This is a genomic window from Streptomyces sp. NPDC021100 (assembly GCF_044333095.1).
Taxonomy (GTDB): domain Bacteria; phylum Actinomycetota; class Actinomycetes; order Streptomycetales; family Streptomycetaceae; genus Streptomyces.
Window position 1 is genome coordinate 407,003 of sequence record NZ_JBIRQH010000004.1, and the last position, 14,722, is coordinate 421,724.

The following is a 14,722-nucleotide window of genomic DNA, read 5'->3' on the forward strand; positions in this document are numbered from 1 at the left end:
GGTATCAATGTGCGGCTCTGCCGCGTGGCTGGTAACTCACTGTGAGGTTACGCAGCGTAATCTGGCTTCGTCAAGCCGAATGGTCCACGGCTTCCGCCGTCAGGGGCCGGGGCCGGGGCACCCCCGGACGGCTGCTACTGTGGACCACGCAATTCCGACGTCCTTTAACGTCCGTCCTGTGAGGCGGAGAAGGAGGTCCGTTTCTCATGGACACCACCGCATCCGCGGCCGGTCCCGCGCGTCCCGTGCTCGAAGCACCCGACATCGCCCGGGTCCTCACCCGCATCGCCCACGAGATCGTCGAACGCGCCAAGGGCGCCGACGATGTCGTCCTGCTCGGCATCCCCACCCGAGGGGTCTACCTCGCCCACCGCCTCGCGGCGAAGCTGGCCGAGATCACCGGCGCCACCATGCCCGTGGGCTCCCTCGACATCACCATGTACCGCGACGACCTGCGGCTCCGCCCGGCCCGGGCGCTGGCCCGCACGGAGATCCCCGGCGACGGCATCGACGGCCGTCTCGTGGTCCTCGTCGACGACGTGCTCTTCTCCGGCCGCACCATCCGCGCCGCGCTCGACGCCCTGAACGACATCGGGCGCCCCCGCGCGGTCCAGCTCGCCGTCCTGGTCGACCGCGGCCACCGCGAGCTGCCGATCCGCGCCGACTACGTCGGCAAGAACCTCCCCACGTCGCTGCGCGAGACGGTCAAGGTCCAGCTGACCGAGGAGGACGGGCGCGACAGCGTGCTCCTCGGCGTGGGCGCCACCGCTCCGGCCGAGGGCCGCTAGCAGCCCTCCCCGCACGGGTCCGTACCCCGGACCCGCGACGCCGCACGCCCGGCCGTCCTCACGCACACCCTCAACCACGGAGCATCCGGATGCTGCACCTCTCCGGGGGGAGCCCCCGTACCCGCGGCCACCTCGTCTCGGCCGCCGACCTCAGCCGCGACGACGCCGTCCTGATCCTCGACACCGCCGAGGAGATGGCCCGCGTCGCGGACCGGCCGATCAAGAAGCTGCCGACCCTGCGCGGCAGGACCGTCGTCAACCTCTTCTTCGAGGACTCGACGCGGACCCGCATCTCCTTCGAGGCCGCCGCCAAGCGGCTCTCCGCCGACGTCATCAACTTCTCCGCCAAGGGCTCCTCGGTCTCCAAGGGCGAGTCCCTGAAGGACACCGCGCTCACCCTGGAGGCGATGGGCGCCGACGCCGTCGTCATCCGCCACCACGACTCCGGCGCCCCGCACCGGCTGGCCACCTCCGGCTGGATCAACGGCTCGGTGGTGAACGCCGGCGACGGCACCCACGAGCACCCCACCCAGGCCCTGCTGGACGCCTTCACCCTGCGCCGCCGCCTGGTCGGCCCCGACGCCGGGCTCGGCAAGGACCTGGACGGCCGCCGGATCACGGTCGTCGGCGACATCCTGCACAGCCGCGTCGCCCGGTCCAACGTCCACCTGCTCACCACGCTGGGCGCGGAGGTCACTCTCGTCGCACCGCCCACCCTGGTGCCCATCGGCGTCGAGCACTGGCCCTGCGAGGTCTCCTACGACCTGGACGCGGTGCTCCCCAAGTCCGACGCCGTGATGATGCTGCGCGTCCAGCGCGAGCGGATGAACGCCGCGTTCTTCCCCACCGAGCGCGAATACGCGCGCCGCTACGGCCTCGACGCCCAGCGGATGGCGAGGATGCCCGAGGACGCGATCGTCATGCACCCGGGTCCGATGAACCGCGGCATGGAGATCACCGCCGAGGTCGCCGACTCCCGCCGCTGCACGGCGGTCGAGCAGGTCACCAACGGCGTCTCCATCCGGATGGCCGTCCTCTACCTGCTGCTCGGCGGCTCGGAGTCCGCCGTCGCCACCACGAACACCCGCACCGAGGAGAACAAGTAATGCCCCAGATCCTTATCCGCGGTGCCAAGGTGCTCGGCGGCCCCGCCCAGGACGTCCTGATCGACGGCGAGACCATCGCCCGCGTCGGCAACGGCATCGAGGCCGACGGCGCGACCGTGATCGAGGCCGACGGCAAGGTCCTGCTGCCCGGCCTGGTCGACCTCCACACCCACCTCCGTGAGCCCGGCCGCGAGGACTCCGAGACCGTCCTCACCGGCACCCGCGCCGCGGCCACCGGCGGCTACACCGCCGTGCACGCCATGGCCAACACCTTCCCGGTCGCCGACACCGCCGGCGTTGTCGAGCAGGTCTGGCGGCTCGGCAAGGAGTCCGGCTACTGCGACGTACAGCCCGTCGGCGCCGTCACCGTCGGCCTGGAGGGCAAGAAGCTCGCCGAGCTCGGCGCCATGCACGACTCCGCCGCCGGCGTCCGCGTCTTCTCCGACGACGGCAAGTGCGTGGACGACGCCGTGATCATGCGGCGCGCCCTGGAGTACGTGAAGGCGTTCGACGGCGTCGTCGCCCAGCACGCCCAGGAGCCGCGGCTCACCGAGGGCGCCCAGATGAACGAGGGCGTCGTCTCCGCCGAGCTGGGCCTGGGCGGCTGGCCGGCCGTCGCCGAGGAGTCGATCATCGCCCGCGACGTGCTGCTCGCCGCGCACGTCGGCTCCCGGCTGCACGTCTGCCACCTCTCGACGGCCGGCTCGGTGGAGATCGTCCGCTGGGCCAAGTCCAAGGGCTGGAACGTCACCGCCGAGGTCACCCCGCACCACCTGCTCCTCACCGACGAGCTCGTCCGCTCGTACAACCCGGTCTACAAGGTGAACCCGCCGCTGCGCACCGAGGCCGACGTGATGGCCCTGCGCGAGGCGCTCGCCGACGGGACGATCGACTGCGTGGCCACCGACCACGCCCCGCACCCGCACGAGGACAAGGACTGCGAGTGGGGCGCCGCGGCCATGGGCATGGTGGGCCTGGAGACCGCCCTCTCGGTCGTCCAGCACACGATGGTCGAGACCGGCCTGCTGGACTGGGCGGGCGTCGCCGACCGGATGTCCTTCACCCCGGCCCGGATCGGCCGCCTCGCCGGACACGGCCGGCCCGTGGCCGCCGGTGAGCCCGCCAACCTCACCCTGGTCGATTCCGCTTACCGTGGTGTCGTGGACCCCGCGGGCTTCGCCTCCCGCAGCCGCAACACCCCCTACGAGGGCCGCGAGCTGCCGGGGCGCGTCACCCACACCTTCCTGCGGGGCCGGGCGACGGTCGCCGACGGGAAGCTGACGGGAATCTGACGTGACACCTTTGATCACCAACCTCGCGATCTCCAACCTCGCGGACGAGCAGAAGTCGCAGGCCGTCACCGACTGGGCGGCGCGCGCCGGCTGGGTCGTGGGTCTGCTGCTCTTCATCGCGCTCCTCTACTGGCTGATGCGCGAGGGCTGGAAGTGGCGCGGCACGCTCCAGGGCGACCTGCCCCCGCTGCCCGCCGTCCCGGAGGAGCCGGGTCCGGCCCGGCTCACCCTCACCGGCCGGTACCACGGCTCCACCACCGCCGGACAGTGGCTGGACCGCATCGTCGCCGGGGGCCTCGGCACCCGCAGCCGCGCCGAGCTCACCCTCACGGACGAGGGCGTGAGCGTGCTGCGCCCCGGCGCCACCGACTTCCTGATCCCCGCCGACGCCGTACGCGGCGCCCGCCTCGACAAGGGCATCGCCGGCAAGGTCCTCACCGAGGGCGGCCTGCTGATCATCACCTGGCAGCACGGCGACCGGCTGATCGACTCCGGCTTCCGGGCCGATCGCGTGGCGGAGCACCCGGCCTGGGTCGAGGAGCTCACCACCTTGCAGAACCTGAACAGCACGACGGAAGGCGCACGATGACGACCTCGCACCCGGGGAACCCCTCGCAGAGGAAAGGGGCGCTTCCCGCCGTACTCGTCCTGGAGGACGGCCGCGTCTTCCGCGGCCGGGCCTACGGGGCCGTGGGCACCACCTTCGGCGAGGCCGTGTTCTCCACCGGTATGACCGGTTACCAGGAGACCCTCACCGACCCCTCGTACCACCGCCAGGTGGTCGTGATGACCGCGCCGCACGTCGGCAACACCGGCGTCAACGACGAGGACCCCGAGTCGTCCCGCATCTGGGTGGCCGGCTACGTGGTCCGCGACCCCGCCCGCACCCCGTCGAACTGGCGCTCGCGCCGCTCCCTCGACGAGGAACTGGAGCGCCAGGGCGTCGTCGGGATCAGCGGCATCGACACCCGCGCCCTCACCCGCCACCTGCGCGAGCGCGGCGCCATGCGGGTCGGCATCTTCTCCGGCGCGGCCCTGCCGGGCGAGGAGGCCATGCTGGAGCAGGTGCGGCAGGCCCCCGAGATGGCGGGCGCGGACCTCTCCGCCGAGGTCGCCACCAAGGAGACCTACGTCGTCCCGGCCGTCGGCGAGCGGAAGTACACCGTCGCCGCCGTCGACCTGGGCATCAAGGGCATGACCCCGCACCGGATGGCCGAGCGCGGCATAGAGGTCCACGTCCTGCCCGCCACGGCGACCGTCGAGGACGTCTACGCGGTCAACCCGGACGGCGTGTTCTTCTCCAACGGCCCGGGCGACCCGTCCACCGCCGACCACCCGGTCGCGGTGATGCGGGCGGTGCTGGAGCGGAAGACCCCGCTCTTCGGCATCTGCTTCGGCAACCAGATCCTCGGCCGCGCGCTGGGCTTCGGCACCTACAAGCTGAAGTACGGCCACCGCGGCATCAACCAGCCCGTGCAGGACCGTACGACCGGCAAGGTCGAGGTCACCGCGCACAACCACGGCTTCGCCGTCGACGCCCCGCTCGACGGGCCCGCCGACACCCCCTACGGCCGCGTCGAGGTCTCCCACGTCTGCCTCAACGACGACGTGGTCGAGGGGCTCCGGCTGCTCGACCGGCCGGCTTTCAGCGTCCAGTACCACCCCGAGGCAGCCGCAGGACCGCACGACGCCGCGTACCTGTTCGACCGCTTCGTCTCGCTCATGGAGGGCCAGCGTGCCTAAGCGCACCGATATCCAGTCCGTCCTGGTCATCGGCTCCGGCCCGATCGTCATCGGTCAGGCGGCCGAGTTCGACTACTCCGGCACCCAGGCGTGCCGGGTCCTCAAGGCCGAGGGCCTGCGGGTCATCCTGGTCAACTCCAACCCGGCCACGATCATGACCGACCCGGAGATCGCCGACGCCACGTACGTCGAGCCGATCACCCCCGAGTTCGTCGAGCGGATCATCGCCAAGGAGCGCCCCGACGCCCTGCTGCCCACCCTGGGCGGCCAGACCGCGCTCAACACCGCGATCTCGCTGCACGAGGCGGGCACGCTGGAGAAGTACGACGTCGAGCTGATCGGCGCCAATGTGGAGGCGATCCACAAGGGCGAGGACCGCGAGCAGTTCAAGGCCGTCGTCGAGGCCGTCCACGCCCGGATCGGGCACGGCGAGTCCGCCCGCTCGGTCATCTGCCACACGATGGACGAGGTGCTCGCCGGCGTCGAGACGCTCGGCGGCTACCCGGTCGTCGTTCGCCCCTCCTTCACCATGGGCGGCGCCGGCTCCGGCTTCGCCCACGACGAGGAGGAGCTGCGCCGCATCGCCGGCCAGGGCCTCACGCTCTCCCCGACCACCGAGGTGCTCCTGGAGGAGTCCATCCTCGGCTGGAAGGAGTACGAGCTGGAGCTGATGCGCGACCGGAACGACAACGTCGTGGTCGTCTGCTCCATCGAGAACTTCGACCCGATGGGCGTGCACACCGGCGACTCGATCACCGTCGCCCCGGCGATGACCCTCACCGACCGCGAGTACCAGGTGCTGCGCGACATCGGCATCGAGGTCATCCGCGAGGTCGGCGTGGACACCGGTGGCTGCAACATCCAGTTCGCGGTCAACCCCGAGGACGGCCGGGTCATCGTCATCGAGATGAACCCCCGCGTCTCCCGCTCCTCCGCGCTCGCCTCCAAGGCCACCGGCTTCCCGATCGCGAAGATCGCGGCCCGGCTCGCCGTCGGCTACACGCTGGACGAGATCCCCAACGACATCACCGAGCAGACCCCGGCCTCCTTTGAGCCGACGCTCGACTACGTCGTGGTCAAGGCCCCGCGCTTCGCCTTCGAGAAGTTCCCGGCCGCCGACGCCACCCTCACCACCACCATGAAGTCGGTGGGCGAGGCCATGGCCATCGGCCGGAACTTCACCGAGGCGCTGCAGAAGGCGCTGCGCTCGCTGGAGAAGAAGGGCTCGCAGTTCGACTTCGTCTCCGCGCCCGGCGACAAGACCGAGCTGCTGGCGAAGGCGGCCGTCCCGACGGACGGACGGATCAACACCGTCATGGCCGCCATCCGGGCCGGCGCCACCCAGGCCGAGGTCTTCGCGGCCACCCGGATCGACCCCTGGTTCGTGGACCAGCTCTTCCTGCTCCACGAGGTCGCCCAGGAGCTCGCCGGGGCCGACACCCTGGAGCCGGAGCTGCTGACCGAGGCCAAGCGGCACGGCTTCTCCGACGCCCAGATCGCCGCGATCCGCGGGGTCGGCGAGAAGGTCGTCCGCGAGGTGCGGCACGCGCTGGGCGTCCGCCCGGTGTACAAGACGGTGGACACCTGCGCCGCCGAGTTCGCGGCCCGGACCCCGTACTTCTACTCCTCGTACGACGAGGAGAACGAGGTCGCGCCGCGCGAGAAGCCCGCGGTGATCATCCTGGGCTCCGGTCCCAACCGCATCGGCCAGGGCATCGAGTTCGACTACTCCTGCGTCCACGCCTCCTTCGCGCTCAGCGACGCCGGCTACGAGACCGTGATGGTCAACTGCAACCCCGAGACGGTCTCCACCGACTACGACACCTCCGACCGGCTCTACTTCGAGCCGCTCACCCTGGAGGACGTGCTGGAGATCGTGCACGCCGAGCAGCAGGCCGGCCCGGTCGCCGGCGTGATCGTGCAGCTCGGCGGGCAGACGCCGCTGGGCCTGGCGCAGGCGCTCAAGGACAACGGCGTGCCGATCGTCGGCACCTCGCCCGAGGCCATCGACCTGGCCGAGGAGCGCGGCGCCTTCGGCCGCGTCCTCACCGAGGCCGGGCTGCCGGCGCCCAAGTACGGCACGGCCTTCTCCTTCGACGAGGCGAAGGCCATCGCCGCCGAGATCGGCTACCCGGTCATGGTCCGGCCGTCCTACGTGCTCGGCGGGCGCGGCATGGAGATCGTCTACGACGAGCCCTCGCTGGCCGGCTACCTGGAGCGGCACGCGGGCCTGATCTCCGAGCACCCGGTGCTGATCGACCGTTTCCTGGACGACGCCATAGAGATCGACGTGGACGCGCTCTACGACGGCCACGAGCTCTACCTCGGCGGCGTCATGGAGCACATCGAGGAGGCCGGCATCCACTCCGGCGACTCGGCCTGCGCGCTGCCCCCGATCACCCTGGGCGGCCACGACATCAAGCGGCTGCGCACCTCCACGGAGGCGATCGCCAAGGGCGTGGGCGTCCGTGGCCTGATCAACATCCAGTTCGCGATGGCCGGGGACATCCTCTACGTCCTGGAGGCCAACCCGCGCGCCTCGCGCACCGTCCCCTTCACCTCGAAGGCGACCGCGGTGCCGCTGGCCAAGGCCGCGGCGCGGATCTCGCTGGGCGCCACCGTCGCCGAGCTGCGCGCCGAGGGGATGCTCCCGGCGCAGGGCGACGGCGGCACGCTGCCGCTGGACGCGCCGATCTCGGTCAAGGAGGCCGTGATGCCGTGGACGCGGTTCCGCGACACCTCCGGCCGCGGTGTGGACACCGTCCTGGGCCCGGAGATGCGCTCCACGGGCGAGGTCATGGGCATCGACGACGTCTTCGGCACGGCGTACGCCAAGTCGCAGGCGGGGGCGTACGGCGCGCTGCCGACCGGGGGCCGGGCGTTCGTGTCGGTCGCCAACCGGGACAAGCGCTCGATGATCTTCCCGGCCCGGGAGCTGGTCGCCCACGGCTTCGAGCTGCTGGCCACCTCCGGCACCGCCGAGGTGCTGCGGCGCAACGGCATCAAGGCGACCGTCGTCCGCAAGCTGAGCGAGGGCGAGGGCCCGAACGGCGAGAAGACGATCGTCCAGCTGATCCACGACGGCAAGGTCGACCTGATCGTCAACACCCCGTACGGCACCGGCGGGCGCCTCGACGGCTACGAGATCCGTACCGCGGCCGTCTCCCGCGGGGTGCCCTGCCTGACCACGGTCCAGGCGCTGGCCGCGGCCGTCCAGGGCATCGAGGCGCTGTCCCGCGGCGAGGTGGGCGTGCGCTCGCTCCAGGAGCACGCGCGCCGGCTGACCGCCGCCCGCGAGGCGTAGGACGCGGAGGGGGACACCGGGAGGTGTCCCCCTCTCCGTACGCCCTCCGTCCCCTTCTCTGCTGCCCAGAAGGCCCGAAATGTACCGATTCTTCTTCCGGCTGGTCTTCCGCCGCATGGACCCCGAGCAGGCCCACCACCTGGCCTTCGCCTGGATCCGCGCGGTCGCCCGGATCCCCGTCCTGCGCACCCTCGTCGCCGCCGTCCTCGCCCCCCGCAGCAAGGAGCTGCGCACCGAGGCCCTGGGCCTGCGGATGCACGGCCCCTTCGGCCTCGCCGCCGGCTTCGACAAGAACGCCGCCGCCATCGACGGCATGGCCATGCTCGGCTTCGACCACGTCGAGATCGGCACCGTCACCGCCCAGCCGCAGCCCGGCAACCCCAAGAAGCGGCTGTTCCGCCTGGTCGCCGACCGCGCGCTGATCAACCGCATGGGCTTCAACAACGACGGCTCGGCCGCGGTCGCCCGCCGGCTGGCCGAGCGGAATCCGGTCTTCCGGACCACGGTCGGCGTCAACATCGGCAAGACGAAGATCGTCCCCGAGGCGGAGGCCGTCGCCGACTACGTCACCTCCACCGAGCGGCTGGCCGCCCACGCCGACTACCTGGTCGTCAACGTCTCCTCGCCCAACACCCCCGGGCTGCGCAACCTCCAGGCCACCGAGGCGCTGCGGCCCCTGCTCACCGCCGTCCGCGAGGCCGCCGACCGCACCGTCACCGACCGGCGCGTCCCGCTGCTGGTGAAGATCGCCCCCGACCTCGCCGACGAGGACGTGGACGCCGTCGCCGACCTCGCCGTCGAACTCGGCCTCGACGGCATCATCGCCACCAACACCACCATCGCCCGCGAGGGCCTCGGACTGCGCACCCCGCAGCGCACGGTCGAGGCCATCGGCGCGGGCGGCCTCTCGGGCGCCCCCCTCAAGGAGCGCTCGCTGGAGGTCCTGCGCCGGCTGTACGCCCGCGTCGGCGACCGCATCACCCTCGTCGGCGTGGGCGGCGTCGAGACCGCCGACGACGTCTGGGAGCGCATCCTGGCCGGCGCCACCCTGGTCCAGGGCTACAGCGCCTTCATCTACGAGGGCCCCTTCTGGTGCCGCGCCATCCATCGCGGCCTCGCCGAGAAACTGGCCGCCAGCCCCTACGCCACCCTCGCCGACGCGGTCGGCGCCGAGCACCGGAAGGTGACCGCGTGACCCCCCTGGAACCCTTCGGCGCCCGTCTCCGCCGCGCCATGGACGAGCGCGGCCCGCTCTGCGTCGGCATCGACCCGCACGCCGCCCTGCTCTCCGCCTGGGGCCTCGGCGACGACATCGCGGGCCTGGAGCGGTTCGCCCGCACCACCGTGGAGGCGCTCGCCGACCGGGTGGCCGTCCTCAAGCCCCAGTCCGCCTTCTTCGAGCGCTTCGGCTCGCGCGGCATCGCCGTCCTGGAGCGGGCCGTCGCCGACGCCCGCGCGGCCGGCGCCCTGGTGCTGATGGACGCCAAGCGCGGCGACATCGGCTCCACCATGGCCGCCTACGCCGAGACCTACCTCGACCCCGCCGCGCCGCTCTTCTCCGACGCGGTCACCGTCAGCCCGTACCTCGGCTACGGCGCCCTGCGCCCGGCCCTGGACCTGGCCCACGCGACCGGCACCGGCGTCTTCGTCCTCGCCCTCACCTCCAACCCGGAGGGTGCCGAGGTGCAGCACGCGCTCCGCGCGGACGGGCGGAGCGTCGCCGCGACGATGCTGGACCACCTGCGCGCCGAGAACGCCGACGCCGCCCCGATGGGCTCCTTCGGTGCGGTCGTCGGGGCCACGCTCGCCGGCGGGCTCACCGCGGCCGGTGTCGATCCGGCCATCAACGGCCCGCTGCTCGCCCCCGGCATCGGCGCCCAGGGCGCCACCGCGGCGGATCTGCCGAAGGTCTTCGGCGCGGCGGTCCGGGACGTCGTCCCCAACGTGAGCCGGGGCGTGCTCCGGCACGGACCCGACGTCGCGGCCCTGCGGGAGAGCGCGGAGCGGTTCGCGGACGAGGTGCGGGAGGCGGTCGGCCTCGCCTGATCCCGGTCCGCCGGGGGCCGGTGTGCCGCACCCTACGAGATTTCCCCGGCCGCTATGTCCGGAAAAGTCCTGGTCGAGCAAGGCTGACCAGGACTTTTCCGCTGTTCTCGCTGACTGGAGCGGGATCGGCCGCTAGTCTCCGACAAGAGCGAACGTGCAAGCGCGTTGCTCGTTGCTCCCCAGGTGTGGGCCGACTAGGTTCTCACCGGTCCTTATCCGACAGTTCGACATCCGAGGTGACGTAGGCGTGGCTCTTCCGCCCCTTACCCCTGAACAGCGCGCAGCCGCGCTCGAAAAGGCCGCCGCGGCTCGCCGGGCCCGCGCCGAGGTCAAGAATCGGCTCAAGCACTCCGGCGCCTCGCTGCACGAAGTGATCAAGCAGGGCCAGGAGGATGACGTCATCGGCAAGATGAAGGTCAGCGCCCTCCTGGAGAGCCTGCCCGGCGTGGGCAAGGTCCGCGCCAAGCAGATCATGGAGCGGCTCGGGATCTCCGAGAGCCGCCGTGTCCGCGGGCTCGGTACGAACCAGATCGCGGCTCTTGAGCGGGAGTTCGGCAGCACCGCGGCCTGACGTTACCGGGCACTCCCGGAAACCGGGATAATCGCTGCATGAGTACTGCAGTCTCCCGGGGGACGACCCCCGTCCCCCCGGCCAGACGTCCGCGGCTGACCGTGCTCTCCGGCCCCTCCGGGGTCGGCAAGAGCACGGTCGTCGCCCACATGCGCAAGGCCCACCCCGAGGTGTGGCTCTCGGTCTCCTGCACCACCCGCAAGCCGCGCCCCGGCGAGCGGGAGGGTGTCCAGTACTTCTTCGTCGACGACACGGAGTTCGACAAGCTCGTCGCCAACGGAGAGCTGCTGGAGTGGGCCGAGTTCGCCGGCAACCGGTACGGCACGCCGCGCCAGGCGGTCCTGGACCGCCTGGAGGCCGGCGAGCCGGTGCTGCTGGAGATCGACCTGCAGGGCGCCCGGCAGGTCCGCGCGTCCATGGAGGACGCCCAACTGGTCTTCCTCGCGCCGCCGAGCTGGGACGAGCTGGTCCGCCGGCTCACCGGCCGGGGGACCGAGTCGCCCGAGGTCATCGAGCGGCGGCTGACCGCGGCCCGTACCGAGCTGGCGGCGGAGTCGGAGTTCGACACCACCCTGGTCAACACCTCCGTCGAGGCCGTCGCGCGGGAGCTGCTAGCCTTGCTCCGATGAGCAGGGGTACACCCCGTACGTCCCGTGCACCCGGTACGCCCCATTCGCGCATCACGACTTTCTTCACCCCCTTCGGAAGGCAGAGAGTGTCCTCTTCCATCACCGCGCCCGAGGGCATCATCAACCCGCCGATTGATGAGCTGCTCGAAGCGACCGATTCGAAGTACAGCCTGGTGATCTACGCCGCCAAGCGCGCGCGCCAGATCAACGCGTACTACTCCCAGCTCGGCGAGGGCCTGCTGGAGTACGTCGGTCCGCTGGTGGACACCCACGTCCACGAGAAGCCGCTCTCCATCGCGCTCCGCGAGATCAATGCGGGTCTGCTCACCTCCGAGGCCATCGAGGCCCCGGCGCAGTAAGCGACTCCGCGCGGCAAGCGACGGGATACGTTCACCGAGGGCCCGGCAGCACCACTGCCGGGCCCTTGGTGTGTCATGGAAGCCTGCACAACGAGAGCCGGGGAGAGGCGAGCGATGGACAAGCCCAAGGTCGTGCTGGGGGTCAGCGGCGGGATCGCCGCCTACAAGGCGTGTGAGCTGCTGCGCCGGCTCACCGAGTCGGGCCACGACGTACGCGTCGTCCCGACGGCCTCGGCGCTGCACTTCGTCGGCGAGGCCACCTGGTCCGCGCTGTCCGGGCACCCGGCCGGCACCGAGGTGTGGGAAAGCGTCCACGAGGTGCCGCACGTGCGGATCGGCCAGGAGGCCGACCTCGTCGTGGTCGCCCCCTGCACCGCCGACATGCTGGCCAAAGCTGCCCACGGGCTCGCCGACGACCTGCTGACCAACACCCTCCTCACCGCGCGCTGCCCGGTGGTCTTCGTGCCCGCCATGCACACCGAGATGTGGGAGAACCAGGCCACCCAGGAGAACGTGGCCACCCTCCGCCGCCGGGGCGCCGTCGTCGTCGAGCCCGCCGTCGGCAGGCTGACCGGCGTGGACACCGGCAAGGGCCGTTTCCCCGAGCCGGCCGAGATCTTCGAGATCTGCCGACGCGTGCTGGCCCGCGGCACCGGCGGCCGGGACCTGGCCGGCCGGCACGTGGTGATCAGCGCCGGCGGCACCCGGGAGCCCCTGGACCCGGTGCGCTACCTCGGCAACCGCTCCTCCGGCCGGCAGGGCTACGCCCTGGCCCGTACCGCCGTGGCGCGCGGCGCCCGGGTCACGCTGGTGGCGGCCAACAGCGAACTGCCCGACCCGGCCGGCGCGGACGTGGTGCGGGTGGGGACGGCGGTGCAGCTGCGGGAGGCGGTGCTCAAGGCCGCGGCCGACGCGGACGCCGTGGTGATGGCGGCCGCGGTCGCCGACTTCCGGCCCGCCCAGTACGCCCCCGGCAAGATCAAGAAGCGGGACGGCGAGGAGCCCGCGCCCGTCGAACTCGTCCGCAACCCGGACGTCCTCGCCGAGCTGTCGGCGGACCGGGCCCGGCCCGGGCAGGTCGTCGTGGGCTTCGCGGCCGAGACGGACGACGTCCTGGCCAACGGCCGCGCCAAGCTCGCCCGCAAGGGCTGCGACCTCCTGGTGGTCAACGAGGTGGGGGAGAGCCGGACCTTCGGCTCGACGGAGAACGAGGCCGTCGTCCTGGCCGCCGACGGCGGCGAGACCTCCGTCCCGCACGGACCCAAGGAGGACCTGGCGGACGTCGTCTGGGATCTCGTCACCGGCCGCCTGGCATAACCCGCTCGCATGCGCCAGCGGCGAACAGGGTGACGAGTGTCACTAGTCGGGTCCTTAGTGATGCTGGACAGGAGGTCCGCAGGGAGCAAAGGCCGGATAAACTGACACCGGTCCGTGCACGAGCGCAGCTCTCGTCCGGAGCCACCAATGATCAGCCAGCAGCCGCTGCAACCCCAGGGAGCGATGTGTCCCGCCGCCTGTTCACCTCGGAATCCGTGACCGAGGGTCACCCCGACAAGATCGCTGACCAGATCAGCGACACCATTCTCGACGCCCTCCTCAAGGAGGACCCGACTTCCCGGGTCGCCGTCGAGACCCTGATCACCACCGGCCTGGTGCACGTCGCCGGAGAGGTGACCACGAAGGCGTACGCGCCGATCGCCACGCTGGTCCGCAACAAGATCCTCGAGATCGGCTACGACTCGTCCAAGAAGGGCTTCGACGGCGCTTCCTGTGGCGTCTCGGTCTCGATCGGATCGCAGTCCCCGGACATCGCGCAGGGTGTGGACGCCGCCTACGAGGCGCGGGTCGAGGGCGATGAGGACGAGCTCGACAAGCAGGGTGCGGGCGACCAGGGCCTGATGTTCGGCTACGCCTGCGACGAGACGCCCGAGCTCATGCCCCTCCCGATCAACCTGGCGCACCGCCTGTCGCGCCGCCTGACGGAGGTCCGCAAGAACGGGACCATCCCGTACCTGCGTCCCGACGGCAAGACCCAGGTCACCATCGAGTACGACGGCAACAAGGCGGTCCGCCTGGACACCGTCGTCGTCTCCTCGCAGCACGCGTCCGACATCGACCTGGACTCGCTGCTCGCCCCCGACATCCGCGAGTACGTCGTGGAGCACGTCCTCAAGGAGCTCGTCGAGGACGGCATCAAGCTGGAGACCGAGGGCTACCGCCTGCTGGTGAACCCCACCGGCCGCTTCGAGATCGGCGGCCCGATGGGCGACGCCGGCCTCACCGGCCGCAAGATCATCATCGACACCTACGGCGGCATGGCCCGCCACGGTGGCGGCGCCTTCTCGGGCAAGGACCCGTCCAAGGTCGACCGCTCGGCCGCGTACGCGATGCGCTGGGTCGCGAAGAACGTCGTCGCCGCCGGGCTGGCCGCCCGCTGCGAGGTGCAGGTCGCCTACGCGATCGGCAAGGCGGAGCCGGTCGGGCTGTTCGTCGAGACCTTCGGGACGGCCACGGTCGACACCGAGAAGATCGAGCACGCCATCTCCGAGGTCTTCGACCTGCGGCCGGCCGCGATCATTCGCGACCTGGACCTGCTGCGGCCGATCTACGCGCAGACGGCCGCGTACGGTCACTTCGGTCGTGAGCACGAGGACTTCACGTGGGAGCGGACGGACCGCGTGGACGCGCTGCGGAAGGCCGCGGGTCTGTAGGCCTTTGCGGTCATCGGGACGGCCCCGGAGCGAAAAATCGCTCCGGGGCCGTCCCCTTTTTTTTTTGGGGGCCCCGGTCCCGCCCTTTCACCGTTTCTTGCGGAGGCGCGCCCCCGCACCCCCGAGCGCACCTGCGGTGCGCGTCCTCAAGCGCCGGACGGGCTGAGATTCAG

The 14,722-nt window shown here is 71.5% G+C and carries 13 protein-coding genes; all 13 read left to right on the plus strand.

Annotation, left to right across the window (positions count from 1 at the left end):
- Positions 1 to 206: 206 nt before the first annotated feature.
- The 13 genes from pyrR to metK all read left to right on the plus strand — a co-directional run bounded on the left by pyrR (position 207) and on the right by metK (position 14,549).
- Entirely contained in the window at positions 207 to 788 is a 582-nt protein-coding gene (gene pyrR, locus ACH4PU_RS11315) for a bifunctional pyr operon transcriptional regulator/uracil phosphoribosyltransferase PyrR (protein WP_185946188.1), read from the plus strand.
- An 89-nt stretch (positions 789 to 877) separates the two neighbouring features.
- Positions 878 to 1,894 (plus strand): aspartate carbamoyltransferase catalytic subunit, encoded by a 1,017-nt coding sequence (locus tag ACH4PU_RS11320; protein WP_398269464.1) that lies wholly within the window; start codon positions 878 to 880, stop codon positions 1,892 to 1,894.
- Positions 1,894 to 3,186: a dihydroorotase gene (locus ACH4PU_RS11325; RefSeq protein WP_398269467.1), complete on the plus strand. Its 1,293-nt coding sequence runs from the start codon at positions 1,894 to 1,896 to the stop codon at positions 3,184 to 3,186. The genes ACH4PU_RS11320 and ACH4PU_RS11325 overlap by 1 nt, the downstream gene beginning before the upstream one ends.
- Before the next feature lies 1 nt (position 3,187).
- Positions 3,188 to 3,775, plus strand: coding sequence for a hypothetical protein (locus ACH4PU_RS11330; protein ID WP_398269470.1), 588 nt, complete (start codon positions 3,188 to 3,190; stop codon positions 3,773 to 3,775).
- Entirely contained in the window at positions 3,772 to 4,929 is a 1,158-nt protein-coding gene (gene carA / locus ACH4PU_RS11335) for a glutamine-hydrolyzing carbamoyl-phosphate synthase small subunit (protein WP_398269472.1), read from the plus strand. The genes ACH4PU_RS11330 and carA overlap by 4 nt, the downstream gene beginning before the upstream one ends.
- Entirely contained in the window at positions 4,922 to 8,233 is a 3,312-nt protein-coding gene (gene carB / locus ACH4PU_RS11340; protein WP_398269475.1) for a carbamoyl-phosphate synthase large subunit, read from the plus strand. The genes carA and carB overlap by 8 nt, the downstream gene beginning before the upstream one ends.
- Before the next feature lie 79 nt (positions 8,234 to 8,312).
- Positions 8,313 to 9,428 carry a quinone-dependent dihydroorotate dehydrogenase gene (locus ACH4PU_RS11345; RefSeq protein WP_398269478.1) on the plus strand — a complete coding sequence of 372 codons (1,116 nt, stop codon included), beginning with the start codon at positions 8,313 to 8,315 and terminating at the stop codon, positions 9,426 to 9,428.
- Positions 9,425 to 10,279 (plus strand): orotidine-5'-phosphate decarboxylase, encoded by an 855-nt coding sequence (pyrF, locus tag ACH4PU_RS11350; RefSeq protein WP_398269481.1) that lies wholly within the window; start codon positions 9,425 to 9,427, stop codon positions 10,277 to 10,279. The genes ACH4PU_RS11345 and pyrF overlap by 4 nt, the downstream gene beginning before the upstream one ends.
- A gap of 247 nt (positions 10,280 to 10,526) precedes the next feature.
- On the plus strand, positions 10,527 to 10,850 hold the full coding sequence (locus ACH4PU_RS11355) for an integration host factor (protein WP_398269483.1): 324 nt from the start codon (positions 10,527 to 10,529) through the stop codon (positions 10,848 to 10,850).
- 38 nt (positions 10,851 to 10,888) lie between these two features.
- On the plus strand, positions 10,889 to 11,479 hold the full coding sequence (gene gmk / locus ACH4PU_RS11360) for a guanylate kinase (RefSeq protein ID WP_398269486.1): 591 nt from the start codon (positions 10,889 to 10,891) through the stop codon (positions 11,477 to 11,479).
- A gap of 86 nt (positions 11,480 to 11,565) precedes the next feature.
- Positions 11,566 to 11,838 (plus strand): DNA-directed RNA polymerase subunit omega, encoded by a 273-nt coding sequence (gene rpoZ, locus ACH4PU_RS11365; RefSeq protein ID WP_004948662.1) that lies wholly within the window; start codon positions 11,566 to 11,568, stop codon positions 11,836 to 11,838.
- A 114-nt stretch (positions 11,839 to 11,952) separates the two neighbouring features.
- Positions 11,953 to 13,155: a bifunctional phosphopantothenoylcysteine decarboxylase/phosphopantothenate--cysteine ligase CoaBC gene (gene coaBC, locus ACH4PU_RS11370; protein ID WP_398269489.1), complete on the plus strand. Its 1,203-nt coding sequence runs from the start codon at positions 11,953 to 11,955 to the stop codon at positions 13,153 to 13,155.
- 185 nt (positions 13,156 to 13,340) lie between these two features.
- Positions 13,341 to 14,549: a methionine adenosyltransferase gene (gene metK, locus ACH4PU_RS11375; RefSeq protein ID WP_185946194.1), complete on the plus strand. Its 1,209-nt coding sequence runs from the start codon at positions 13,341 to 13,343 to the stop codon at positions 14,547 to 14,549.
- Positions 14,550 to 14,722 lie beyond the last annotated feature (173 nt).

Coding starts and splice junctions, on each gene's coding strand:
- pyrR (WP_185946188.1), top strand. CDS start 207: ATGGACACCACCGCATCCGCGGCCGGTCCCGCGCGTCCCGTGCTCGAA.
- ACH4PU_RS11320 (WP_398269464.1), top strand. CDS start 878: ATGCTGCACCTCTCCGGGGGGAGCCCCCGTACCCGCGGCCACCTCGTC.
- ACH4PU_RS11325 (WP_398269467.1), top strand. CDS start 1,894: ATGCCCCAGATCCTTATCCGCGGTGCCAAGGTGCTCGGCGGCCCCGCC.
- carA (WP_398269472.1), top strand. CDS start 3,772: ATGACGACCTCGCACCCGGGGAACCCCTCGCAGAGGAAAGGGGCGCTT.
- ACH4PU_RS11345 (WP_398269478.1), top strand. CDS start 8,313: ATGTACCGATTCTTCTTCCGGCTGGTCTTCCGCCGCATGGACCCCGAG.
- gmk (WP_398269486.1), top strand. CDS start 10,889: ATGAGTACTGCAGTCTCCCGGGGGACGACCCCCGTCCCCCCGGCCAGA.
- coaBC (WP_398269489.1), top strand. CDS start 11,953: ATGGACAAGCCCAAGGTCGTGCTGGGGGTCAGCGGCGGGATCGCCGCC.